Source organism: Curtobacterium sp. MCPF17_031, from assembly GCF_003234035.1.
GTDB lineage: Bacteria > Actinomycetota > Actinomycetes > Actinomycetales > Microbacteriaceae > Curtobacterium.
On sequence record NZ_QKSG01000001.1, the window covers coordinates 129,344 to 148,330 of the forward strand.

Sequence of the window (18,987 nt, forward strand, 5' to 3'; positions counted from 1 at the left end):
GCACCCTCCGACGATACCGACTGCTCCGGACAGTCGACGAACCGGGGCCCTCCGGGAGGCCCGCCGGGTCCGGCGCGTTCCGGACGCCCGCGACCCCGCGACCGCCGCCGGGGTACCGCGACAGGGAACCCCTCTCCGGCACCTCCCGTCGTACCGTGGGCCCATGCCGAACGAGAACGAGGTACGGGACTTCCTGATGTCGCGGCGCGCGCGCATCGCGCCGGAGTCGGTCGGACTCCCGGGCGGTGCCGGTCGGCGGGTCCCGGGCCTCCGACGCGGCGAGGTCGCGGTCCTCGCCGGGGTGAGCGCCGAGTACTACGCGCGGATCGAGCGGGGGAACCTGGCCGGGGTCACCGACACCGTGCTCGACGCGATCGCCCGGACGCTGCGGTTCGACGACTCCGAGCGATCGCATCTGTTCGACCTGGCCCGGTCGGCGAACCTGTCACCGGTGCGCCGGGCCCGCACGAGCACCTCGGGGTCGGTCCGTCCGGGGCTCCGCTTCGCACTCGAGGCGATGCGAGATGTCGTCGCCTTCGTGCAGAACGCCCGTCTCGACGTCGTGGCGATGAGTGACCTCGGCCGGGCGCTCTACAGCGACGTCGTCGAGACCGGAGGCGACCAGCCGAACTTCGCCCGGTTCGCGTTCCTGCACCAGGACCTGTCCCGTCGGCTCTACCCGGACTGGGAGGGAGCGGCGGACATCTCGGTCGCGATGCTGCGGACCGCGGCCGGCCGCCACCCCGACGACCGCGGACTGCGGGACCTGATCGGTGAGCTCGCGACGCTCAGCCCGGAGTTCCGGCAGAAGTGGGCGGCGCACGAGGTCCGGTTGCACACCCACGGCGTCAAGACCTTCCACCATCACGCGGTCGGCGACGTCCGGCTCCACTTCGAGAACCTGACGCCGGGCCTCGACAGCGAGCACAGTCTGCTCGTCTACGCGGCGGAGCCGGGCAGCACGGACGCCGAGTCCTTGCAGCTGCTGGCGAGCTGGGCCGCGACACGGGCGGCGGACGGTGCCCGGGCGACCGGCGTGTCGGACGAGATGCGCGCCTCCCGGCCGGCCGGCGTCGACCGAGACGTGCCCTGACAGGGCGTCCTCCGTCCGGTGGCCCCGCCGTACGGTCGATCCGGCCGCAGCACCGACAGGACGGACCCCGATGACGACCACCGCACCCACCCCGACGACGGGGGGCACCCAGACCCGCATCCCGTGGAGCGCGCTCGTCGCCCTCGCCGCGATCGGGTTCCTGCTGCTGTCCGCCGAGACGATGCCGGCAGGGCTGCTGCCGCTGATGGCCCGGGACCTGGACGCCGGCGAGGGTGTCATCGGTCAGTTCATCAGCGTCTGGGCGCTCGGCACCGTCGTGGTCACCGTGCCGGCCATCACGCTCACCCGCGGGATGCGCCGGAAGCCGCTGCTGCTCACGACCCTGACCTGCCTGGTGCTCGCGAACGCCGTGACAGCGATCTCGTCGGACGTCGTCGTCTCGCTCGTGTCCCGCTTCGTCGGCGGCGCGGCCACCGGCGTCCTGTGGGGGATGCTGGCCGCGTACGGGCGTCGGATCAGCCCGCCCTCCCGTGGTGGCCTGGCCCTGGCGATCGTGTCGACGGGTGCGCCGGTCGGCTTCGCCCTCGGCACACCACTCGGCGCCTGGGTCGGTGGGGTGCTGGACTGGCGCTGGTCCTTCGCCGGCATCTCCGTGCTCGGCGTCGTGCTGCTCGTCCTGGTCACGCTCCTGGTGCCGGACGTCGCGGGACAGCCCGCCGGCGGGCGCCTGCCGCTGCAGCGGGTGTTCCTCCTCCGCGGGGTGCCGGTCGTCCTCGCCGTCATCTTCGTGTGGATGCTGGGCCACAACACGATCTACACGTACATCGCACCGTTCCTGCGCGACACCGACACGGGTCTCTCGGCGGACCTGGTGCTGCTGGTCTACGGGGTCTGCTCGATCGGTGGCGTCGTCCTGACGGCGGCCCTGATCGACCGGTACCCCCGGGGGCTGCTGTGGGCGAGCCTCGGCGGCTTCGTCGTCGCTGCGGTGCTGCTCGTCGTCGGGCACGGATCAGCCCCGGTCGTCCTCGGCGCGGCCGTGCTGTGGGGGCTGACCTTCGGCGGAGCGGCGCCACAGTTGCAGAGCGCACTGACGATCGCGGGCGGCACGGAGTCGGACCTGGCGAACGCGTTCCTGCCGGTGGCGTTCAACCTGGCGATCTCCGCTGCCGGTCTGGTCGGCGCGCTGCTCATCGCGGTCTCGGGCGGGCTGGTCCTCGCGGTGTCCATGGCCGTCCTCGGGGCCCTGGCGCTGGTCGTGACGGTGGTCGGCCGGCAGACCTTCGCCGGTCGTGCCTGAACGGAGCCCGGCCTAGTACTCCGACTTCGCCGCGCAGGTCACCGTGTCGGCGGTCTGGCCGGACACCGAGTCCGGCAGCTCGGCCGCGGACGCGCTCGCCCGGGGCGTCGCCGGAGCCGTCGTCGTGCTCCCGGAGGCGGGCGGGGTGGCGGTGGCTGATGGGCTGGTGGGAGCCGACGGCTTCGCGGTGGGCGCGTCGGGATCGCGCACGGCGGAACGGCCGAGGCTGTTCGGGGCGAGCCGCACCGGTTCGTCGGCCTGCAGCGCAGCCGTCAGGGTCGCCGCGGGCCCCTCGGACACCAGGACCCGAGCCGGGTCCTGGGGGTCGTCGACGACCGGGAACTGGACGAACACCATGTTCGAGAGTCCGACGGTGTTCACGGCGAGGGCGAGGCGCGCCAGGGTCGCCGCGTCGTCGAGCGAGTCCGACAGGACCATGTTCTTGAAGGCGGTGTCGGCGAGCCGCAGGACCTTCGCCGGGTTGGTGAGCGTGCCGGCGGAGACGGTCTGGCGGGCGAGGGCGGACATGAACGTCTGCTGGTTGCTGATCCGGCCGAGGTCGCTCGCGTCGCCGACGCCGTGTCGCGACCGGAGGAACGCAGCGGCCTCGGCCCCTCGGAGCTCGCGGTTGCCGGGCTGCAGGTCGAGCGCTGGGGTGACGTCATCGTCCTTGATCGGCGTGGCGAGGCAGACCGTGACACCGCCGACCGCGTCGGCCATCCGGACGACCCCGTCGAAGGTGATCTTGCCCGCGTAGGCGATCTGCAGGCCGGTGAGCTTGCCGATGGTGCTCGCGACGCAGGCCAGGCCGTGCTGCTCGCCGCCGCGGGAGAGCGCCGTGTTGAGCATCGCGGCGGACGAGGCCGGGGTGACGGCACCGTCGTCGTTCGTGCACGCGGGGATCGGGACGACGAGGTCACGCGGGAAGCTGATGACCGACATGTTCGAGTGGTCGGCCGAGATGTGCACGAGGAGGTTGGTGTCGTTGTTGCCGACGCCGTTGCTCGCCTGCTGGTTCGCCGGGTCGTCGAACCCGGCACCCTGTCCGTCGCGGGTGTCGGTCGCGACGAGCAGCATGTTGACCTCGCCCGACTGGGCCGTCAGCGCGGGCGCCTTCTTCGCAGTGGTGCCGGGCATCACGAGGGAGACCGAGGGCTGGGCGCTCTGCAGGACCTGCCAGGTGGCGATGGCGGCGATCGAACCGGACCCCACCACGGCGACCGCGGCGACGACGGCGACGCCGCGCAGCACGAACCCGAACGGACCGCGACGACGCAGCCTGCCGTGCCGGATGAGCGGTGACGAGCTCGTCGACTGGTCCGCGTGCGCTCGTCCGTCGTCCGACATGCATCCCCCGGGGTCAGTCCGGGAGAGGCCCCGGTTCCGTCATCATGCCGGACCGCAGGGCTCCGCACCGTCGAGACACCTGAGAGACCGTCAGGCGGCGGCGCCCTCGTCCACCGCGAGCACCTCGGTCCGGAGCGCGGGGCAGTGCTCGGGACTCGGGTGCTCGGAGATGTGGATGACCTCGTCGAGCCGGTCCCGGGTCGCCGTCAGCTCGGCCAGCTGTGCGGTGATCCGGTCGCGTTCCTGCACGAGCAGGGCGAAGGACTCGGGCGTGGCTTCACCGGCGTCGACGCAGGGCAGGAGCCGGACGATGGTGCGGCTCGGCAGTCCGGCGGCGAAGAGCTGCTGTACCAGGCGGACCCGGTCCACGGCCTCCGTGCCGTAGGTCCGTTGCCCGGTGCCGGTCCGGGTGGCGGTGAGCATCCCCTGCTCCTCGTAGTAGCGGAGCGAGCGGACGCTCACCCCGGTCCGGGCAGCGAGGTCGCCGATGCGCATGTCGTCTCCGTTCGGGGCTTGCCCCTGACACTGATGTGAGGTCTTACCGTAACCGAGCCGCAGCGGGACGGACCCGTTCGGCGGAAGGAAACCACCATGGACATCACCGGATCCGTCGCCCTCGTCACCGGTTCGAACCGCGGCATCGGACGACACTTCGTCGAACAGCTCCTCGAACGCGGCGCGTCGAAGGTCTACGCCACCGCTCGGCGCCCCGACCTCGTCGACGTCCCCGGGGTCGAGGTGCTCGCCCTCGACATCACCGACCCGGCCTCGGTCGCGGCCGCCGCTGCCGCAGCCAGCGACGTCACGCTGCTGATCGACAACGCCGGCGTCTCTTCGTCCGGCTCGCTGCTCACCGACGACCTGGCGGACGCCCGCCGAGCCGTCGACACCCACCTCTGGGGAACGCTCGACATGGTCCGGGCGTTCGCGCCCGTCATCGAGCGGAACGGCGGGGGTGCGATCGTCAACGTCCTCTCCGCGCTCTCCTGGTTCTCGGCGCCGGGCGCGGGTGGGTACGCCATCGCGAAGGCGGCCGAGTGGAACATGACCAACGCCGTCCGGCTCGAGCTCGCCGGCCGGGGAGTCACCGTCCAGGGCCTCCACCTCGGCGCCGCCGACACCGACATGATGGCCGGCTACGACGGCCCGATGACCGACCCCGCGGACGTCGTCCGTGCGGCCCTCGACGGGGTCGAGCGGGACGCCACCGAGGTGCTGGTCGACGACTGGACTCGCCTGGTCAAGGCCTCCCTGGCGGGCGACCCGGTGGACTTCTCCGCCGAGATCGGCTGAACCGCCCGCTCGGGATCGGCCGGCAGCCCCCGGGACCTGACTGACGGGAGGCCCGTGGCGACGCCGCCACGGGCCTCCCGTCAGTCAGGTGCACCGGACCGTCGGATCCGTTCGCCCGTCACGTCCGCCAGTGCGGCGAGCAGCGCGTCCTGGAACGCGGAGTCGCGCACGGCGGCCTGCGGTGTCGCCCGCTCCCCGTGGTACCAGTAGCCGGGGGTCTCGGCGTCGGGGTCATCGGTGACGGCGAGCCAGTCCTGTGTGCGGTGGCCGGCCTCCAGGTCGTCGGGTGCCCCCGCGCCGCCCATCTTCGTCGGCACCCAACCCGGGTCGACGGCGTGTGCGACGACGCCCGGCCGCAGGCGGGGGAGCGCAGCGGCGATCGCGGTCACGAAGAGCTTGCTGTCCGAGTACGACGAGCCGGTCGACGTGTGCCAGTCGATCCGGTCGAGCGACGCCGAGCCGCCGCGGTGCATGCCGCTCGTGAGGACGACGTGCCGTCGGACGTCCGGCAGCAGCGCGGTGAGCAGGTACGGCGCGACGACGTTGACGGGCAGGACGTCCGGCCCCGAGAGGACCCCGGCGTTGTGGATGACCGCGGTGAGTCCGGAGCCGCCGAGCTCGCTGGCAAGGCGCCAGACCGCACGCGCGTCGGCGAGGTCCGCCGTGACCAGGGTCGCGCCACGGTCGACGAGGTCGGACAGGGTCTCGGCGCGGCTGCCGTTCCGTGCGTGCACGACGACGTGGTGGCCGTCAGCGAGCAGGGACTCGGCGGAGAGCCGCCCGAGTCCGTCGGTGGATCCGGTGACGAGGACGGTGTGTTCCATCAGCGCAGCGTACGTCGTGGCCGATGATGGGGGAGTGGACGGTCAGGGACAGCAGCCGCGATGGCGGAAGACGTGGTCGACGGTGCAGGTCGGGGTGTTGTCCGCGGCCGTGGTCGGCTGCATCGTGCTCCTGCTGACCGGAGACGGAACGCTCGACCGTGTCTACGCGGTCGCGCTCGTGTTCTTCGGCATCGCCCTGCTCGGGCACGTCACCTTCCTGGTGCTCACGGCCCGGGCCGAGCGGGGACGCTGAGCGGACGACCGCGTACACGTCCACCCGCACCCTGTCAGGCTGGACTCCCCATGGAACTCATCGCGCCCGAACTCGTCGTCGTGCTCGTGGTGGCGATCGCCGTCGCGACCGCCGTCTCGAACCGGCTGCGCGTCGCGCCCCCGGTCCTCCTGCTCGCCTTCGGGGCCGCGATCGCCTTCATCCCCGCGTTCGGGAAGCTGGAGCTACCCGCCGACGTGGTGCTCTTCCTGTTCCTGCCGGCACTGCTCTACTGGGAGAGCCTGACGATCTCGCTCCGCGAGATCCGGAACAACCTGCGCGGCATCGTCCTGATGGGCACGCTCCTGGTCGTGCTCACCGCCGGCGGTGTGGCGACGATCCTGCACCTGCTCGGGATGCCCTGGGGCCCCGCGTGGGTGCTCGGTGCCGCGGTCGCGCCGACGGACGCCACCGCGGTCGGTGCGCTGACCCGGTCGCTGCCACGTCGGAACACGACCGTCCTGCGCGCGGAGTCCCTGGTGAACGACGGGACGACGCTCGTCATCTACGGCATCGCGGTCGCGGTCACGGCGGGGGAGCAGGAGCTCACCGTCTGGAACGTGTCCGGCATGCTCCTCCTGTCCTACCTCGGTGGGATCGCGGCCGGACTCGTGACGTCGTGGCTCGGGATGCTCGTCCTCCGTCGGATCCACGCGGTCGTGCTCGAGAACCTGCTGACGCTGCTGGTGCCGTTCGCCGCCTTCCTCGCTGCCGAGGCGGTGGGTGCCTCCGGCGTCCTCGCGGTCGTGGTGGCAGGGCTCGTCGTCAGCCAGGTCGCGCCGAAGCTCGACCGGGCCGAGACGCGCCAGCAGGTGCGGTCGTTCTGGTCCTTCAGCACGTTCCTGCTCAACGGCGCCCTGTTCGTGCTGGTCGGGATCGAGGCGACGATCGCGGTCCGGGAGCTCGCCGGGCAGGAGATCGCCCGGGGCCTCGGGCTGATCGGGATCGTCTCGGTCACCGTCGTCGTCCTGCGCTTCGCGTTCCTCAACCTCACCTGGGGGACGGTGCGGCTCGTCACGCTGCGGACGGGAGGTTCGCCCCGCGAAGGACACCGCGACCGGCTGGTCAGTGGGTTGACCGGGTTCCGCGGTGCCGTCTCGCTCGCCGCCGCCGTGGCCGTCCCGCGGCTGGTCGAGAGCGGTGGCGCGTTCCCGGACCGCGACCTCATCGTGTTCGTCACCGCCGGTGTCGTGGTGGTCACCATCGTCGGGCAGTCGCTCGTGCTGCCGGCCGTCGTGCGCTGGGCGTCCTTCGACGGCAGCGGCGAGGTCCTCGAGGAGCGCCGATCCGCTGAGCGCACGGCGTTGGAGGAAGCTCTCGACGCGCTGCCGCGGCTGGCCCGGAAGACCGGTGCCGAAGCGGAGATCGTCGACCGCATCCGCGAGGACTACGAGGGTCACCTGGCGCTCGTCAAGGCCGAGGAGAGCGACGACGAGGAGCACCCGCTGCTGGTCCAGCGCGGCGCTGCGGTCGAACTCGAGCTCGCACTCGTCCGGCTGAAGGCGGCGACGGTCCTGCGGTTGCGCGACCAGGGTGAGATCGACGACCTGGTCCTGCGGCAGGTCCGCGCCGAGTACGACGCCGAGGAGACCCGACTGCTCCGGCTCGACCAGCGCGGCTGACGATCCGTCCCCCTCCTTACGGACCGACCGAGTCCGCCGATAGTGCGCACTGACCACCCACGGACGGGCGGTCGAACACCTGCCCCACGGACGGCGGCGGGTCGATCGAGAACCAGGACGGGCCATGATCGTCGTCACGCGACTGAACGGCAGCGGTTTCGCTGTGAACCCCGATCTCGTGGAGCGCATCCAGGAGACGCCGGACACGACGCTCATCATGGTCGACGGGGCGAAGTACATCGTCCGCGAGTCGCTGGCCGAGGTCATCGACCGCATCGCCGGGTACCGAGCACGCATAGTCAGCATGGCGTACGGCACCGACCGGCCCGTCGGCCGCGACGGCACGGGCCCGCAGCCGACCCTCGCCCCGGTCGCTCCGCTCCGCGCCCAGGACGGAGGTCGCTGACGTGGACATCGCGACCATCATCGGCATCCTCCTGGCCTTCGGCGCACTCTTCGGCATGGTCGAGATGGAGCACGTCGAACTCGGCGGTCTGTTCCTCCCCGCGCCGATGCTCCTGGTCTTCGGCGCCACCATCGGCTGCGGCATCGCGAGCACCACGCTGAAGGACGCCCTCTCGGCGTTCAGGTCCGCGCCGAAGGCGTTCACCGGCAAGGTCACCCCGCCGCAGGCCGTCATCGACGACGTCGTCGGACTGGCCGAGACCGCCCGTTCGAACGGCCTGCTCGCGCTCGAGCAGGAGGCCGACAAGCACGACGACCCGTTCATGAAGAAGGCGCTGCAGAACATCGCCGACGGCACCGACGGCGACGAGCTGCGGATCCTGCTCGAGGACGAGATCGAGTCGAACGCCGCGCCGATGCGGAGCGCGAGTGCGTTCTTCATGGGGCTCGGCGGCTTCGCCCCGACAGTCGGCATCATCGGCACCGTCGTCTCCCTGACCCACGTCCTGGCGAACCTCGGCAAGCCGGACGAACTCGGCCCGCTCATCGCCAGTGCCTTCGTCGCGACGCTGTGGGGTCTGCTCACCGCCAACTTCCTCTGGCTGCCGATCGGCGGGAAGCTCCGGAAGCTCGCCCAGCTCGAGTCGGACCGGCAGACACTGCTGATGGAGGGCCTCCTGGCCGTGCAGGCCGGCAGTCAGCCGCGGCTCCTCGGTGAGCGCCTCACCGCGATGGTGCCGCCGAGCGCCCGTGGTGCATCGGGCAAGAGCGCCAAGGTCAAGGCCGGCGCCGACGACCAGCAGCTGGCGGCCTGAGCATGAGCGCCAACCCCCGGGGGCGCGGGCGTGGTCGGAAGAAGCGCGGCCACGACGAGGCCGAACACCCCGACGAGCGCTGGATGGCCTCGTACATGGACATGATCACGGTCCTGATGTGCATGTTCCTCGTGCTGTTCGCCATGTCGACCGTCGACCAGGAGAAGTACATGGCGCTGAAGAACTCGCTCGCCACCGGGTTCGGCGAAGTGAAGTCGCAGAAGGTCGACACCGCCTCCGGCACCGTCGTGACGAAGGACCAGGTCGAGGACGGCTCCGGCTACTCGACCGACAAGGCGCACGCGGACCACTCCACCGCGGCCTCGGGGGCGAAGGACACCAACGTCGACCCGGCGTCCACCGTCGTGCCGCAGACCGCGGCCAAGGCGGACGTGAAGGCCGCGCAGGAGGAGCTCGACGACCTCAGAGCCATCGAGGCCGCAATCAAGGGCAACCTCGACGAGGCCGGCCAGAATTCCAACGTGCAGTTCACGGTCGACGCCCGCGGACTCACCGTCCGGCTGATCGGCAGCGAGACGTACTTCGGGACGAACAGCGCCGACCTGTCGGACCAGGCGAAGCGGATCATGGACGCCATCGCCCCGGTCCTCCGCGGCGCCGACCACGACGTCAGCGTCGAGGGACACGCAGACAGCCGGAACTCCACCGCCCCGTACGCGACGAACTGGGAGCTCAGCGCCGCCCGCGCGACCGGGGTGCTCCGTGACCTCGTCGAACGGGGCGGGATGCCGGCCGCCCGGATCCAGTCCGTCGGCTTCGGGTCCAGCCGGCCGCTCGCGAAGGGCAGCACGGACGGGGACCTCGCGTTGAACCGCCGCGTCGACATCGTGGTCCTGTCGAACGCCGACCAGGACGTCAGCGCCCTCATGCCGAGCCTCGCGAAGGCGCAGGACGGAGCGCGCTCCGGGTAGGCGCGACCGTCGCCCCAGAAGAGGGGCCAGAGCTGACGGCCGCCCCCGGGCAGCCGAGAGTACGACTCGTGACCGAGACCCTGACCGCGCCCGAGGTGTACGACTTCGCGCGCCCGTCGACGCTCGCTCGCGAGCACGCCCGGGTCCTCGAGCTCGCCTTCGAGACCTTCGCGCGGCAGTGGGGCACGCAGCTGACCGCGAAGGTCCGTGTCCTCAGCCAGGTCACCTGCGAGCAGGTCGCGATGATGACCTACGACGAGTACGCGGCGTCGTTGCCCGCACTCACCGGGATGGTCTTGCTGCCCATCGAGGGAGTCACCGCCAAGGGGGTCCTGCAGGTCCCGCTCGACGCCGCCCTGGCCTGGGTGTCACACTCGCTCGGCGCCTCGAAGCCGCTGCCGACACCCGAGCGGACGTTCACCCCGATCGAGCAGGCCCTCGTGCGCCGCCTGGTCGAGGACGCCCTCGACGACCTCCGCTACTCCCTCGGCGGGCTGCTCGACCAGCCCGTCACCGCCGGGGCCTTCCAGTTCAACAGCCAGTTCGCCCAGGCCGCCCAGAAGTCCGACCTGATGATCGTCGTGTCGTTCGAGATCCGGGTGGGGGAGCGCATCGCCGCCGGCACGCTAGCCCTGCCCGCCGAGGCCGTCCTGCCCCAGCTCGTCGACCGCCCGGCCGACGTCTCGACCGCCGACGCGAAGGCACTGCTCGACGCGCAGCTCGCGTCGGTGCCGGTCGGCGTCTCGCTCCGCTTCGCCCCGGCCACCGTCCTGCCGGCACAGGTCCTCGGCCTCGCCGTCGGCGACGTCCTGCCGCTGCCGCACCCGCAGCACCGCCCACTGACCATCTCCGTCGACGGTGAACCCGTCGGCACCGCCGCCGTCGGCGCGAACGGCTCGCGGCTCGCGGGCGTCGTCGTCACCACCACCGCATCGGAGCCGTCCGCATGACCGCCGTCACCTCCACCCTGCACACGACCGCCGCCGAGGCGCTCGCCAGCGCATTGCCCACCGCCGTCCCGCTCGTTGCGGTCGCCCAGCCGGGAGGCCCGTCCGCCGACCTGCAGGCACGTGCCGCCGACGCCGTGGTCGCCTCCTTCGTCGGTGGCGTCTCCGCGGACCTCGCCGTGGTGCTGCTCGACCTCGCCGCCATCACGGCAGCGGGCGGCGTCGACGCCGGCCTCGTGTCCGTCGCCGACGTCCTCCGCCCGTCCCTCGAGGCAGCGGTCGCCCCGTTCGGTGCCGGCGTGCTCGGTGAGGGCCGCCGCGACTCCGCCGTCGCCCTGGTCGCCGACCCGGAGGCCGTGGTGTTCGCCCTGACCGGCGCCGGGCAGCCGATGGGCTGGGTCGCGATCCGGATCCGCGAGAACGGCACCGTCGCCGAGCCGATCGCGGCCGCGCCGGTCCTGTCCGCCGGCAACCTCGGCCGCATCAACAGCGTCGAGATGACCCTCACCGTCGAGATCGGCCGCACCCGGATGTCGGTGCGGGACGTGCTCGGCATGGAGCCCGGTGCCGTCGTCGAACTCGACCGCTCCGCCGGTGCCCCCGCCGACGTGCTCCTCAACGGACGGCTCATCGCGCACGGCGAGGTCGTCGTCGTCGACCAGGACTACGCCGTCCGCATCACCAAGATCCTCGACGTCGCCGAGACGGTCTGACCCGGTGGACACGCTCGTCATCGCACTCCGCGTCGCGCTCTCCCTCGGTGTCGTGCTCGCCCTCATGTGGGTGCTGCACCGCCGCATGCAGAAGGGGCAGTTCGGCGCGGGACGTACCCGGGGGCGTCGTTCGGCGTCACTCGAGGTCGTCGCCCGTCAGGGCATCGGCGGCAAGGCGAGCGTGGTCGTGGTCGACGTCGACGGGGAGCGGCTCGTCCTCGGCGTGGCCGAGCACGGCGTGACCCTCCTCACGAGCGGCCGGGCACCCGCGCCGGAACTCACGATCGTGACGGGCCCGGTCGCACTGCCGACGGCGGACGCGTTCCGTGCGGAACTGGACCGGCAGGACCAGGCCGCACCCAGCCTCCAGTCCGACACCGCGTCCGCCGGGACGCCCACCGATCCACTGCCGCTGCGGCCGCGCGGCCGACGCGCCGCGCCGCGCACCAACGCCCTCGTCCCGACGGTCACGCAGCTGCAGGGCTCGGTCCTCTCCGCGGACACCTGGCGCCAGGCGGCGTCGGCGCTCCGCTCCCGGCGGACCGGGTGAGCGCGGCCCGCACGGGCAGGGTGCTGCTGTTCGTCCTCCTCGGACTGACGATGGTGGCCGGCTTCCTCATGCTCACCACGACCGGCGCCCACGCGGCCGGTGTGGTCCAGCCGACCGCCCCCGCGGCCCCGACCGCCCCGCCGACGCCGTCCACCGGCGGCTTCAGCGTCGACGTCAACGGCCCCGACGGCACGCCGTCCTCCGCCGTGGTCACCCTGATCGGGATCACGCTGCTCAGCGTCGCACCGGCGCTGCTGCTGATGATGACCTCGTTCACCAAGATCTTCGTCGTCCTCGCCATGACCCGGAACGCGCTCGGCTTGCAGTCGATCCCGCCGAACCAGGTGATCGCCGGACTCGCCCTGTTCCTGTCGCTGTTCGTGATGGCACCCGTCATCGGGCACGTCAACGACGACGCCGTGCAGCCGTACCTGGCCGGGCACCTCGACTTCCAGCAGGCCGTCGAGATCGGCACCAAGCCGCTCCGGACGTTCATGCTGCACCAGACCCGCGACGAGGACGTCGCCCTCATCACCCGCGCCGCCGGTCAGGCGAACCCGAAGGACATGTCCGCCGTGCCGATGACGACGGTCATCCCGGCGTTCATCATCTCGGAGCTCCGCAGCGCGTTCATCATCGGGTTCGTCATCTTCATCCCGTTCCTGGTGATCGACCTCGTCGTCTCCGCAGCCCTGATGTCGATGGGCATGATGATGCTCCCGCCGGTGATGATCTCGCTGCCCTTCAAGATCCTGCTGTTCGTCCTGGTCGACGGCTGGGGACTCATCATCACCTCGCTCATCGAGAGCTACCACGTTGTCTAGCGCGACGTGGTCCGGACCCGACACCGTGCCCGGGGGGCTCTCGTGAACCAGCAGGCGGTCATCGACCTCACCCTCCAGGCGCTCCTGGTCGCCGGCAAGCTCGCGGCGCCCGTGCTCATCACCTCGCTCGTCGTCGGCTTCGCGATCTCGCTGTTCCAGTCCGTGACCCAGATCCAGGAGGTCACGCTCTCGTTCGTGCCGAAGGCCCTGGCCGTGGCGATCGCCCTGGTCGTCTGCGGCAACTGGATGATCTCCGAGATGATCGCCTTCACGCACGTGGCGTTCGACATGATCCCGAAGCTGCTCGGGAGCGGCTGATGGACCTGGTCTTCGACGCCGCCCGGCTCGAGGGCACGATGCTCGCCGGCGTCCGGCTCGTCGCGTTCTTCGTGGTCGCCCCGCCGTTCTCGTACAAGGCGTTCCCCGGCGTCGTGAAGGTGATCCTCGGCCTGGGCCTCGCGATCGGCGTCGCCCCGAAGGTCACCGCCGGGTACGAGCAGCTCGACACGGCCGCCTTCCTCGTCGCCCTCGTCACCCAGCTGCTCGTCGGACTGGTGCTCGGCTTCATGGTGTACCTGGTGTTCGCGGCCGTGCAGTCCGCGGGCGCGCTCGTCGACCTGTTCGGCGGGTTCACGCTCGCGCAGGCGTACGACCCGCAGTCGCAGGTGAACGGCGCCCAGTTCACCCGGCTGTTCCAGATGGCCTCGCTCGCGCTGCTGTTCGCCTCTGGCGGCTACCAGCTGATCATCGGCGGGCTGGTCCGGTCCTTCGACGGCGTGCCGCTCGTGGACGGCCGCTTCCCGATCGACGGGATCGCGCCGATGCTCGTCGCGGCGTTCGGGCAGATGTTCCTCGCGGCACTGCAGATCGCCGGCCCGCTCGTCGTCGTGCTGTTCCTCGCCGACGTCGGCCTGGGCCTGCTCACCCGCGTCGCCCCCGCCCTGAACGCGTTCCAGATGGGCTTCCCGATCAAGATCGGCCTCACCGTCCTGTTCGCCGGCGCGCTCTTCATGGCCCTGCCGAGCGTCGTGTCGTCGCTCACCGGCGACGCCGTCCAGGCGATCACGGGCAGGGGGTGACGGCATGTCGGACAGTGGAGAACGCTCCGAACAGGCATCCGACAAGCGGATGCGCGAGGTGCGCCGCAAGGGGCAGCTCGGCCGGTCGCAGGACCTCAGCGCCTGGATCGGCATCGCCGTCGCCGCGCTGATGGTCCCGTCCACGATCGGGCACGCCTCGGCGGCCGGGCAGCAGCAGCTGCACGCCGTGACCCTCGTCATCGCGGACCCGAGCATCGGCACCATGCGGCACGTCCTCGACGACGCCCTCGCCTCGATCGGCAGCACGATCGGCCCGATGCTCGCCGTCGTCGCCGTCGCGGTGCTCGCCGTCGCGGTCGCCCAGGGCGGCGTGCACATCAAGAAGCTCACCCCGGAGCCGGACCACTTCGATCCCGTCGCCGGCGTGAAGCGGGTGTTCGGTACGCAGGCGCTCTGGAACGGGGTGAAGGCACTGCTGAAGACGGCGGTGGTCGGGCTCGTGCTGTGGTTCGCCGTGCAGGGACTTGTCCCCGTGCTCATGTCGAGCGGCTCGCTGCCGCTGACGAGCGTCCTCGAAGCTGCCGGAGCCGGCGCGGGCACCCTGCTCCGCGCCGCGATCGCCGCCGGGCTCGTCCTCGCCGCGCTCGACGTGTTCGTCGTCATCCGCCGGAACCGCAAGCGCACGATGATGACCAAGCGCGAGGTCAAGGACGAGAACAAGCAGGCCGAGGGTGACCCGCTCGTGAAGTCGCAGCGTCGCTCCCGGCAGCTCGCCGCCAGCCGGAACCGGATGATCGCCGCGATCGGCACCGCCGACGTCGTGATGACCAACCCGACCCACTACGCCGTGGCGATCAGGTACGAGGCCGGCAAGTCCGCACCCCGGGTCGTGGCGAAGGGCGCCGGACCCGTCGCCGACGCAATCCGCCTGAAGGCCACCGAGGAACGGGTGCCGATGGTCCAGGACGTCCCGCTCACCCGTGCACTGCACGCCGCGTGCGAGCTCGGTCAGGAGATCCCCGTCGACCTCTACACGCCCGTCGCCCGCGTCCTGTCGTTCGTGATGACGCTCGCCGCCCGCGGTGCCACCGTCGGCACGCACACCCCGCCCCGCCCCACCACCCCGGAGGAGGTCGCCACCGTGCTCGACCCGACCACGCTCAGCGGCGACGTGCGCCCCCGCAAGCTCCGGACCCCGCGTCCCGTCACCGAACCCACTCCCGGAGAGGCCCTCCCCGCATGAAGCGCGCCGACCTGCCGAAGTTCGCCGTCCCGGTGCTCATCGTCGGCATCATCCTGCTGTTGATCCTGCCGGTGCCGCCGTTCCTGCTGGACGTCCTCATCATCTGCAACATCCTGCTGGCGCTGGTGATCCTGCTCACCACGCTGTTCGTGAAGAAGCCGCTCGACTTCTCGGTGTTCCCGTCGCTGCTGCTCGTCGCGACGCTGTTCCGGCTCGGGCTCAACGTCGCCTCGACCCGCCTCGTGCTCGCGCAGGGCTTCGCAGGCGACGTCATCCAGGCCTTCGGGCACGTCGCCGTGGCCGGCTCGGTCATCATCGGCGCGGTGATCTTCCTCATCCTCGTGGTGATCCAGTTCGTCGTCGTCACGAAGGGCGCCGAGCGCGTCGCCGAGGTCGGTGCGCGCTTCACCCTCGACGCGATGCCCGGCAAGCAGATGGCCATCGACGCCGACCTCAACGCCGGACTCATCACGGACGAACAGGCCAAGGAGCGCCGCGCGGCGGTGTCCGCCGAGGCCGACTTCTACGGCGCGATGGACGGCGCGTCGAAGTTCGTCAAGGGCGACGCGATCGCCGGCATCCTGATCCTCGTCATCAACCTCGTCGGCGGCATCGCGATCGGCATGCTGCAGAACGGCATGTCGATCACGGACGCGCTCTCGCACTACGGCATCCTCACCATCGGTGACGGCCTCGTGTCGCAGATCCCCGCGCTCCTGATGGCCGTGTCGACCGGGATGATCGTCACCCGCTCCGGCGCCGAGTCCGACATCGGCACGTCGGCCTCCGACCAGCTGTCACAGTCCCGGACCGCCCTGATGATCGCTGGCGCTGCCGCGATCGCGATGGGGTTCATCCCCGGCATGCCGATCCTGCCGTTCCTGCTCATCGGCGCGAGCCTGCTCTTCACCGGGTGGCGGATCGGCCAGAACGCGAAGCGTGCCGCCGCCACGGCCGCCGAGCAGCAGGCGCTCGCGGCCGCCGCCCCGGCGAGCGACACCCCCGAGGACCTCCTCGAGCAGATGCGCGTGCACGCCCTCGAGATCCTGCTCGCCCCCGACCTCGTCGACATGGTCTCCGGCGCCTCCGACGACCTGCTCGGCCGGGTCCGTGCACTCCGCCGCAAGATCGCCATCGACATGGGGATCGTCGTCCCGCCGGTCCGGACCCGGGACAGCATCGACCTCCCGCCCGCCACCTACGCCATCCGGATCGCCGGGGTCGAGGCCGGTCGCGGCACCGCCCCCGCGCGGAGCGTCCTGGCCCTCGGCGAACAGCTCGACGGCCTGCCCGGTGACCCCACCGTCGAGCCGGTGTTCGGCCTCGCCGGCAAGTGGGTCCCCGCGGAACTCCGGCACGCCGCCGAGATGACCGGCGCGACCGTCATCGACCGCGTGTCCGTGCTGGTGACCCACCTGCAGGCCGTGATCGGCGACAACGCTGCCCGGCTGCTCACCCGCGAGGACGTCAAGGTCCTGGCCGAGGGCGTCAAGCAGGTCAACCCCGCCGCCGTCGAGGAGCTCGTGCCCGGGATGCTCTCGATGGCCGAACTGCAGCGGGTCCTGCAGGGGCTGCTCGCCGAGCGGGTGCCGATCAACGACCTCGGCCGGATCTGCGAGGCGCTGACCCTCCGCGCGAAGGTCTCCACCGACCCCGAGGGCCTGGTCGAGTCGGCTCGCGCCTCGCTCGGTCCGGCACTGGCCGCCCGACACCTCGACGGCACGGTGCTCCGTGTCATCATGATCGACCCGGTGCTCGAACAGGCGATGCTCGAGGGGCTCCGGCCGTCCGAGCAGGGCAGCCAGATCCTCCTCGACGCGCACCGGATCGAACAGGTCCTGGGCTCCGTCCGGGACTCGGTCCGCGCCGTCGAGGACCAGGGCCTGTCCGCCGTCCTGGTCTGTGCCCCTCAGCTCCGCCCGGCCGTGCACCGCATGGTGTCGGCGCAGGCGAACGGGCTGCCGGTGCTGTCGTACCAGGAGGCGACCGCCGCGGGCTCCACCATCGAGACCGTGGGGGTGGTCCGTGCCGCCGATCCGATCGCAGCGTAGCGGCGCGACGCTCGACGAGGTCCGCGCCGGCGTCCTCGCCGAGTTCGGCCCCGGCGCGCGCATCGTCTCCGCCGAACGCGTCACCACCGGCGGGGTGGCCGGGCTGTTCCGGAAGGCCCACGTCGAGGCCGTCATCGAGGTCCCCGACCCGCTCGACCCGCCGACCGCCCGCGTCGCGATCGCCTCCTCCCCGGCCAAGCGAGCGGGCATCGCGGCGCTCCTCGCCGACGCCGAGGCAGCCGAGTCCCGCATCGCCGACTCCGACGGCACCGCCACCGTCCGGGCGGACGCCTTCGCGTCGGTCCTCGACGGTTTCGCCGCGGACGGACTGGCCCCGCCGCGCCGGGCCGCCACCCGACCGGCCGCGGTCGAGCCGGGCCTCCCGTCCGCGACCGACGGTGCGGTGCCGTCCGTGACCAGCCTGCCGGGAGGCCCGGACACCGACCCGTGGGCCGACCTGCGCGCCCCCTCGACCACCGGTGTCCCCTCCGCTCCGGCACCCGCACCCGCACCCGCGGTCCGCTCGGCGGACGGTGACCTCGTCCTGCTCGTCGGCCGCGCCACCGACGTCGACGCCGCCGCCGGGGTGTTCGCGAGTCGGCACGGCCTGCGTGCCACGGCGGCCTCGGACCGGCGGAGCGGCATCCTCGCCCGCGCCGACGCCGTGCGCGACGGCGTCGCACTGCTCGCGGTCGCGGCGTGGACCGACGTGGCGACCACCACGTCACTCGCACCGGACCAGGTGTGGGTCGTCGTCGACGTCGGGCGGAAGCACGAGGACGCCGTCACGATGCTCAGCGCCGTGGTCGAGGTCGGCGTCCCGATCGCCGGCATCCTGGCGATCGGCGCCGAGGAGACGAGCACCCCGGAGACCGTCCGCTTGCTCGGGGTCCCGGTCCGGACGCTCTGACCGATGCTCGCCGCCGCCTGGTGCTCGTCGCTGCCGGGCTGGCGGCGGGGGAGTCGCTAGGCTGGTGCGGTGCTGGTACTCACGCGGAAGGTCGGCGAGCGGATCCTCATCGGTGACGACATCGTCATCACGGTGCTCGACTCCCGCGGTGACGGCGTCCGCATCGGGATCGACGCCCCTCGTGGCGTGAAGATCCAGCGCGAAGAGGTCGTCCGTGCCGTGGCCGAGGCGAACGTCGCCGCTGCCGCAGGCGCCGACGACGACGCCGAAGCACGCCTGCGCGCCGCACTCGGCGCCCCGCGGCCGCCCGCTGCCGACTGACGCGCTGCGGCCTGCTGGCGTGGCGCCGCTCGGCTGCTGGCGCGGCCGGCCGGGCGCGGCGCCGTTCGGCTGCGCCGCGGCGCCGTACGGCTGCGCCCAACGGCATCCGGCTCGAACCGCGGTGTCCCGCGGTTCGACCGGGTTCCTGTTGTGCGGGTCCTCGCCGCGCCAGCTGGCGGCAGCCCGGCGGTACCCCGGCGGCAGTGCTGCCCGCCGCGCCCGGCCGGGCGCGGCGCCGTTCGGCTGCGCCCAACGGCATCCGGCTCGAACCGCGGTGTCCCGCGGTTCGCCCGGGTTCCTGTTGTGCGGATCCTCGCCGCGCCAGCTGGCGGCAGCCCGGCGGTACCCCGGCGGCAGTGCCGCCCGCCGCGCCCGCCCGGGCGCGGCACCGTTCGGCTGCGCCCAACGGCATCCGGCCCGAACCGCGGTGTCCCGCGGTTCGGGCCGGTTCCTGTTGTGCGGATCCTCGCCGCGCCCCGCGCGCCGCGCCCCGCGCGCGCCGCGCCCCGCGCGCGCCGCGCCCCG

The 18,987-nt window shown here is 72.2% G+C and carries 21 protein-coding genes; 18 read left to right on the top strand and 3 right to left on the bottom strand.

Annotation, left to right across the window (positions count from 1 at the left end; genetic code table 11):
* The first annotated feature begins 163 nt into the window (after positions 1 to 163).
* Both DEJ31_RS00655 and DEJ31_RS00660 read left to right on the top strand, forming a co-directional pair.
* Positions 164 to 1,093, top strand: a complete 930-nt coding sequence (locus tag DEJ31_RS00655) for a helix-turn-helix transcriptional regulator (RefSeq protein ID WP_111120980.1) — start codon at positions 164 to 166, stop codon at positions 1,091 to 1,093.
* Between the two features lie 70 nt (positions 1,094 to 1,163).
* Positions 1,164 to 2,354 (top strand): MFS transporter, encoded by a 1,191-nt coding sequence (locus tag DEJ31_RS00660; RefSeq protein WP_111120981.1) that lies wholly within the window; start codon positions 1,164 to 1,166, stop codon positions 2,352 to 2,354.
* A 12-nt stretch (positions 2,355 to 2,366) separates the two neighbouring features.
* Here the strand turns inward: DEJ31_RS00660 and DEJ31_RS00665 are convergent, their stop codons facing one another.
* On the bottom strand, positions 2,367 to 3,701 hold the full coding sequence (locus DEJ31_RS00665; RefSeq protein WP_111120982.1) for an LCP family protein: 1,335 nt from the start codon (positions 3,699 to 3,701) through the stop codon (positions 2,367 to 2,369).
* 90 nt (positions 3,702 to 3,791) lie between these two features.
* A complete protein-coding gene (locus tag DEJ31_RS00670) occupies positions 3,792 to 4,196 on the bottom strand; it encodes a MerR family transcriptional regulator (RefSeq protein WP_111120983.1) in 405 nt (134 codons plus the stop codon).
* A gap of 96 nt (positions 4,197 to 4,292) precedes the next feature.
* On the opposite strand from DEJ31_RS00670, the gene DEJ31_RS00675 reads away from it, so the two are divergent.
* A complete protein-coding gene (locus DEJ31_RS00675; protein WP_111120984.1) occupies positions 4,293 to 4,994 on the top strand; it encodes an SDR family oxidoreductase in 702 nt (233 codons plus the stop codon).
* Positions 4,995 to 5,074: 80 nt separating this feature from the next.
* On the opposite strand, the gene DEJ31_RS00680 is transcribed toward DEJ31_RS00675, so the two are convergent.
* Entirely contained in the window at positions 5,075 to 5,818 is a 744-nt protein-coding gene (locus DEJ31_RS00680; RefSeq protein ID WP_111120985.1) for an SDR family NAD(P)-dependent oxidoreductase, read from the bottom strand.
* A gap of 34 nt (positions 5,819 to 5,852) precedes the next feature.
* Between DEJ31_RS00680 and DEJ31_RS00685 the strand changes: the two genes are divergently transcribed.
* From DEJ31_RS00685 to csrA, 15 genes are all read left to right on the top strand, one after another.
* Entirely contained in the window at positions 5,853 to 6,071 is a 219-nt protein-coding gene (locus DEJ31_RS00685) for a hypothetical protein (RefSeq protein WP_110902372.1), read from the top strand.
* 50 nt (positions 6,072 to 6,121) lie between these two features.
* Positions 6,122 to 7,711: a Na+/H+ antiporter gene (locus DEJ31_RS00690; protein WP_110902371.1), complete on the top strand. Its 1,590-nt coding sequence runs from the start codon at positions 6,122 to 6,124 to the stop codon at positions 7,709 to 7,711.
* Between the two features lie 124 nt (positions 7,712 to 7,835).
* On the top strand, positions 7,836 to 8,117 hold the full coding sequence (locus DEJ31_RS00695; RefSeq protein WP_110902370.1) for a flagellar FlbD family protein: 282 nt from the start codon (positions 7,836 to 7,838) through the stop codon (positions 8,115 to 8,117).
* Position 8,118: 1 nt separating this feature from the next.
* Positions 8,119 to 8,931 carry a motility protein A gene (locus DEJ31_RS00700; protein WP_110902369.1) on the top strand — a complete coding sequence of 271 codons (813 nt, stop codon included), beginning with the start codon at positions 8,119 to 8,121 and terminating at the stop codon, positions 8,929 to 8,931.
* Positions 8,932 to 8,933: 2 nt separating this feature from the next.
* Positions 8,934 to 9,863: a flagellar motor protein MotB gene (locus DEJ31_RS00705; RefSeq protein ID WP_111120986.1), complete on the top strand. Its 930-nt coding sequence runs from the start codon at positions 8,934 to 8,936 to the stop codon at positions 9,861 to 9,863.
* A 68-nt stretch (positions 9,864 to 9,931) separates the two neighbouring features.
* Entirely contained in the window at positions 9,932 to 10,813 is an 882-nt protein-coding gene (locus DEJ31_RS00710) for a flagellar motor switch protein FliM (RefSeq protein WP_110902367.1), read from the top strand.
* Positions 10,810 to 11,523 carry a flagellar motor switch protein FliN gene (gene fliN / locus DEJ31_RS00715; protein ID WP_111120987.1) on the top strand — a complete coding sequence of 238 codons (714 nt, stop codon included), beginning with the start codon at positions 10,810 to 10,812 and terminating at the stop codon, positions 11,521 to 11,523. Before DEJ31_RS00710 ends, fliN begins: the two co-directional genes overlap by 4 nt.
* Before the next feature lie 4 nt (positions 11,524 to 11,527).
* Positions 11,528 to 12,073: a flagellar biosynthetic protein FliO gene (locus tag DEJ31_RS00720; RefSeq protein ID WP_111120988.1), complete on the top strand. Its 546-nt coding sequence runs from the start codon at positions 11,528 to 11,530 to the stop codon at positions 12,071 to 12,073.
* Between the two features lie 50 nt (positions 12,074 to 12,123).
* Positions 12,124 to 12,897 (top strand): flagellar type III secretion system pore protein FliP, encoded by a 774-nt coding sequence (fliP, locus tag DEJ31_RS00725; RefSeq protein ID WP_258366098.1) that lies wholly within the window; start codon positions 12,124 to 12,126, stop codon positions 12,895 to 12,897.
* Positions 12,898 to 12,939: 42 nt separating this feature from the next.
* Positions 12,940 to 13,215 (top strand): flagellar biosynthetic protein FliQ, encoded by a 276-nt coding sequence (locus DEJ31_RS00730; RefSeq protein WP_110902510.1) that lies wholly within the window; start codon positions 12,940 to 12,942, stop codon positions 13,213 to 13,215.
* Positions 13,215 to 13,976: a flagellar biosynthetic protein FliR gene (locus DEJ31_RS00735; RefSeq protein ID WP_110902363.1), complete on the top strand. Its 762-nt coding sequence runs from the start codon at positions 13,215 to 13,217 to the stop codon at positions 13,974 to 13,976. Before DEJ31_RS00730 ends, DEJ31_RS00735 begins: the two co-directional genes overlap by 1 nt.
* A gap of 4 nt (positions 13,977 to 13,980) precedes the next feature.
* Positions 13,981 to 15,180 (top strand): flagellar biosynthesis protein FlhB, encoded by a 1,200-nt coding sequence (locus DEJ31_RS00740; RefSeq protein WP_111120989.1) that lies wholly within the window; start codon positions 13,981 to 13,983, stop codon positions 15,178 to 15,180.
* Positions 15,177 to 17,231, top strand: coding sequence for a flagellar biosynthesis protein FlhA (locus tag DEJ31_RS00745; protein ID WP_111044177.1), 2,055 nt, complete (start codon positions 15,177 to 15,179; stop codon positions 17,229 to 17,231). Before DEJ31_RS00740 ends, DEJ31_RS00745 begins: the two co-directional genes overlap by 4 nt.
* The gene (locus DEJ31_RS00750; protein WP_111044176.1) at positions 17,206 to 18,141 is read left to right on the top strand and encodes a hypothetical protein; all 936 of its coding nucleotides are present in this window, start codon (positions 17,206 to 17,208) and stop codon (positions 18,139 to 18,141) included. Before DEJ31_RS00745 ends, DEJ31_RS00750 begins: the two co-directional genes overlap by 26 nt.
* A 69-nt stretch (positions 18,142 to 18,210) precedes the next feature.
* Positions 18,211 to 18,462 carry a carbon storage regulator CsrA gene (gene csrA / locus DEJ31_RS00755; RefSeq protein WP_111044175.1) on the top strand — a complete coding sequence of 84 codons (252 nt, stop codon included), beginning with the start codon at positions 18,211 to 18,213 and terminating at the stop codon, positions 18,460 to 18,462.
* Positions 18,463 to 18,987: the final 525 nt, after the last annotated feature.

What these genes read in the sequence shown, in the direction of transcription:
- DEJ31_RS00655 (WP_111120980.1), top strand. Translation starts at nt 164, where the DNA reads ATGCCGAACGAGAACGAGGTACGGGACTTCCTGATGTCGCGGCGCGCG.
- DEJ31_RS00660 (WP_111120981.1), top strand. Translation starts at nt 1,164, where the DNA reads ATGACGACCACCGCACCCACCCCGACGACGGGGGGCACCCAGACCCGC.
- DEJ31_RS00665 (WP_111120982.1), bottom strand. Translation starts at nt 3,701, where the DNA reads ATGTCGGACGACGGACGAGCGCACGCGGACCAGTCGACGAGCTCGTCA.
- DEJ31_RS00670 (WP_111120983.1), bottom strand. Translation starts at nt 4,196, where the DNA reads ATGCGCATCGGCGACCTCGCTGCCCGGACCGGGGTGAGCGTCCGCTCG.
- DEJ31_RS00675 (WP_111120984.1), top strand. Translation starts at nt 4,293, where the DNA reads ATGGACATCACCGGATCCGTCGCCCTCGTCACCGGTTCGAACCGCGGC.
- DEJ31_RS00680 (WP_111120985.1), bottom strand. Translation starts at nt 5,818, where the DNA reads ATGGAACACACCGTCCTCGTCACCGGATCCACCGACGGACTCGGGCGG.
- DEJ31_RS00690 (WP_110902371.1), top strand. Translation starts at nt 6,122, where the DNA reads ATGGAACTCATCGCGCCCGAACTCGTCGTCGTGCTCGTGGTGGCGATC.
- DEJ31_RS00695 (WP_110902370.1), top strand. Translation starts at nt 7,836, where the DNA reads ATGATCGTCGTCACGCGACTGAACGGCAGCGGTTTCGCTGTGAACCCC.
- DEJ31_RS00705 (WP_111120986.1), top strand. Translation starts at nt 8,934, where the DNA reads ATGAGCGCCAACCCCCGGGGGCGCGGGCGTGGTCGGAAGAAGCGCGGC.
- fliN (WP_111120987.1), top strand. Translation starts at nt 10,810, where the DNA reads ATGACCGCCGTCACCTCCACCCTGCACACGACCGCCGCCGAGGCGCTC.
- fliP (WP_258366098.1), top strand. Translation starts at nt 12,124, where the DNA reads ATGGTGGCCGGCTTCCTCATGCTCACCACGACCGGCGCCCACGCGGCC.
- DEJ31_RS00735 (WP_110902363.1), top strand. Translation starts at nt 13,215, where the DNA reads ATGGACCTGGTCTTCGACGCCGCCCGGCTCGAGGGCACGATGCTCGCC.
- DEJ31_RS00740 (WP_111120989.1), top strand. Translation starts at nt 13,981, where the DNA reads ATGTCGGACAGTGGAGAACGCTCCGAACAGGCATCCGACAAGCGGATG.
- DEJ31_RS00745 (WP_111044177.1), top strand. Translation starts at nt 15,177, where the DNA reads ATGAAGCGCGCCGACCTGCCGAAGTTCGCCGTCCCGGTGCTCATCGTC.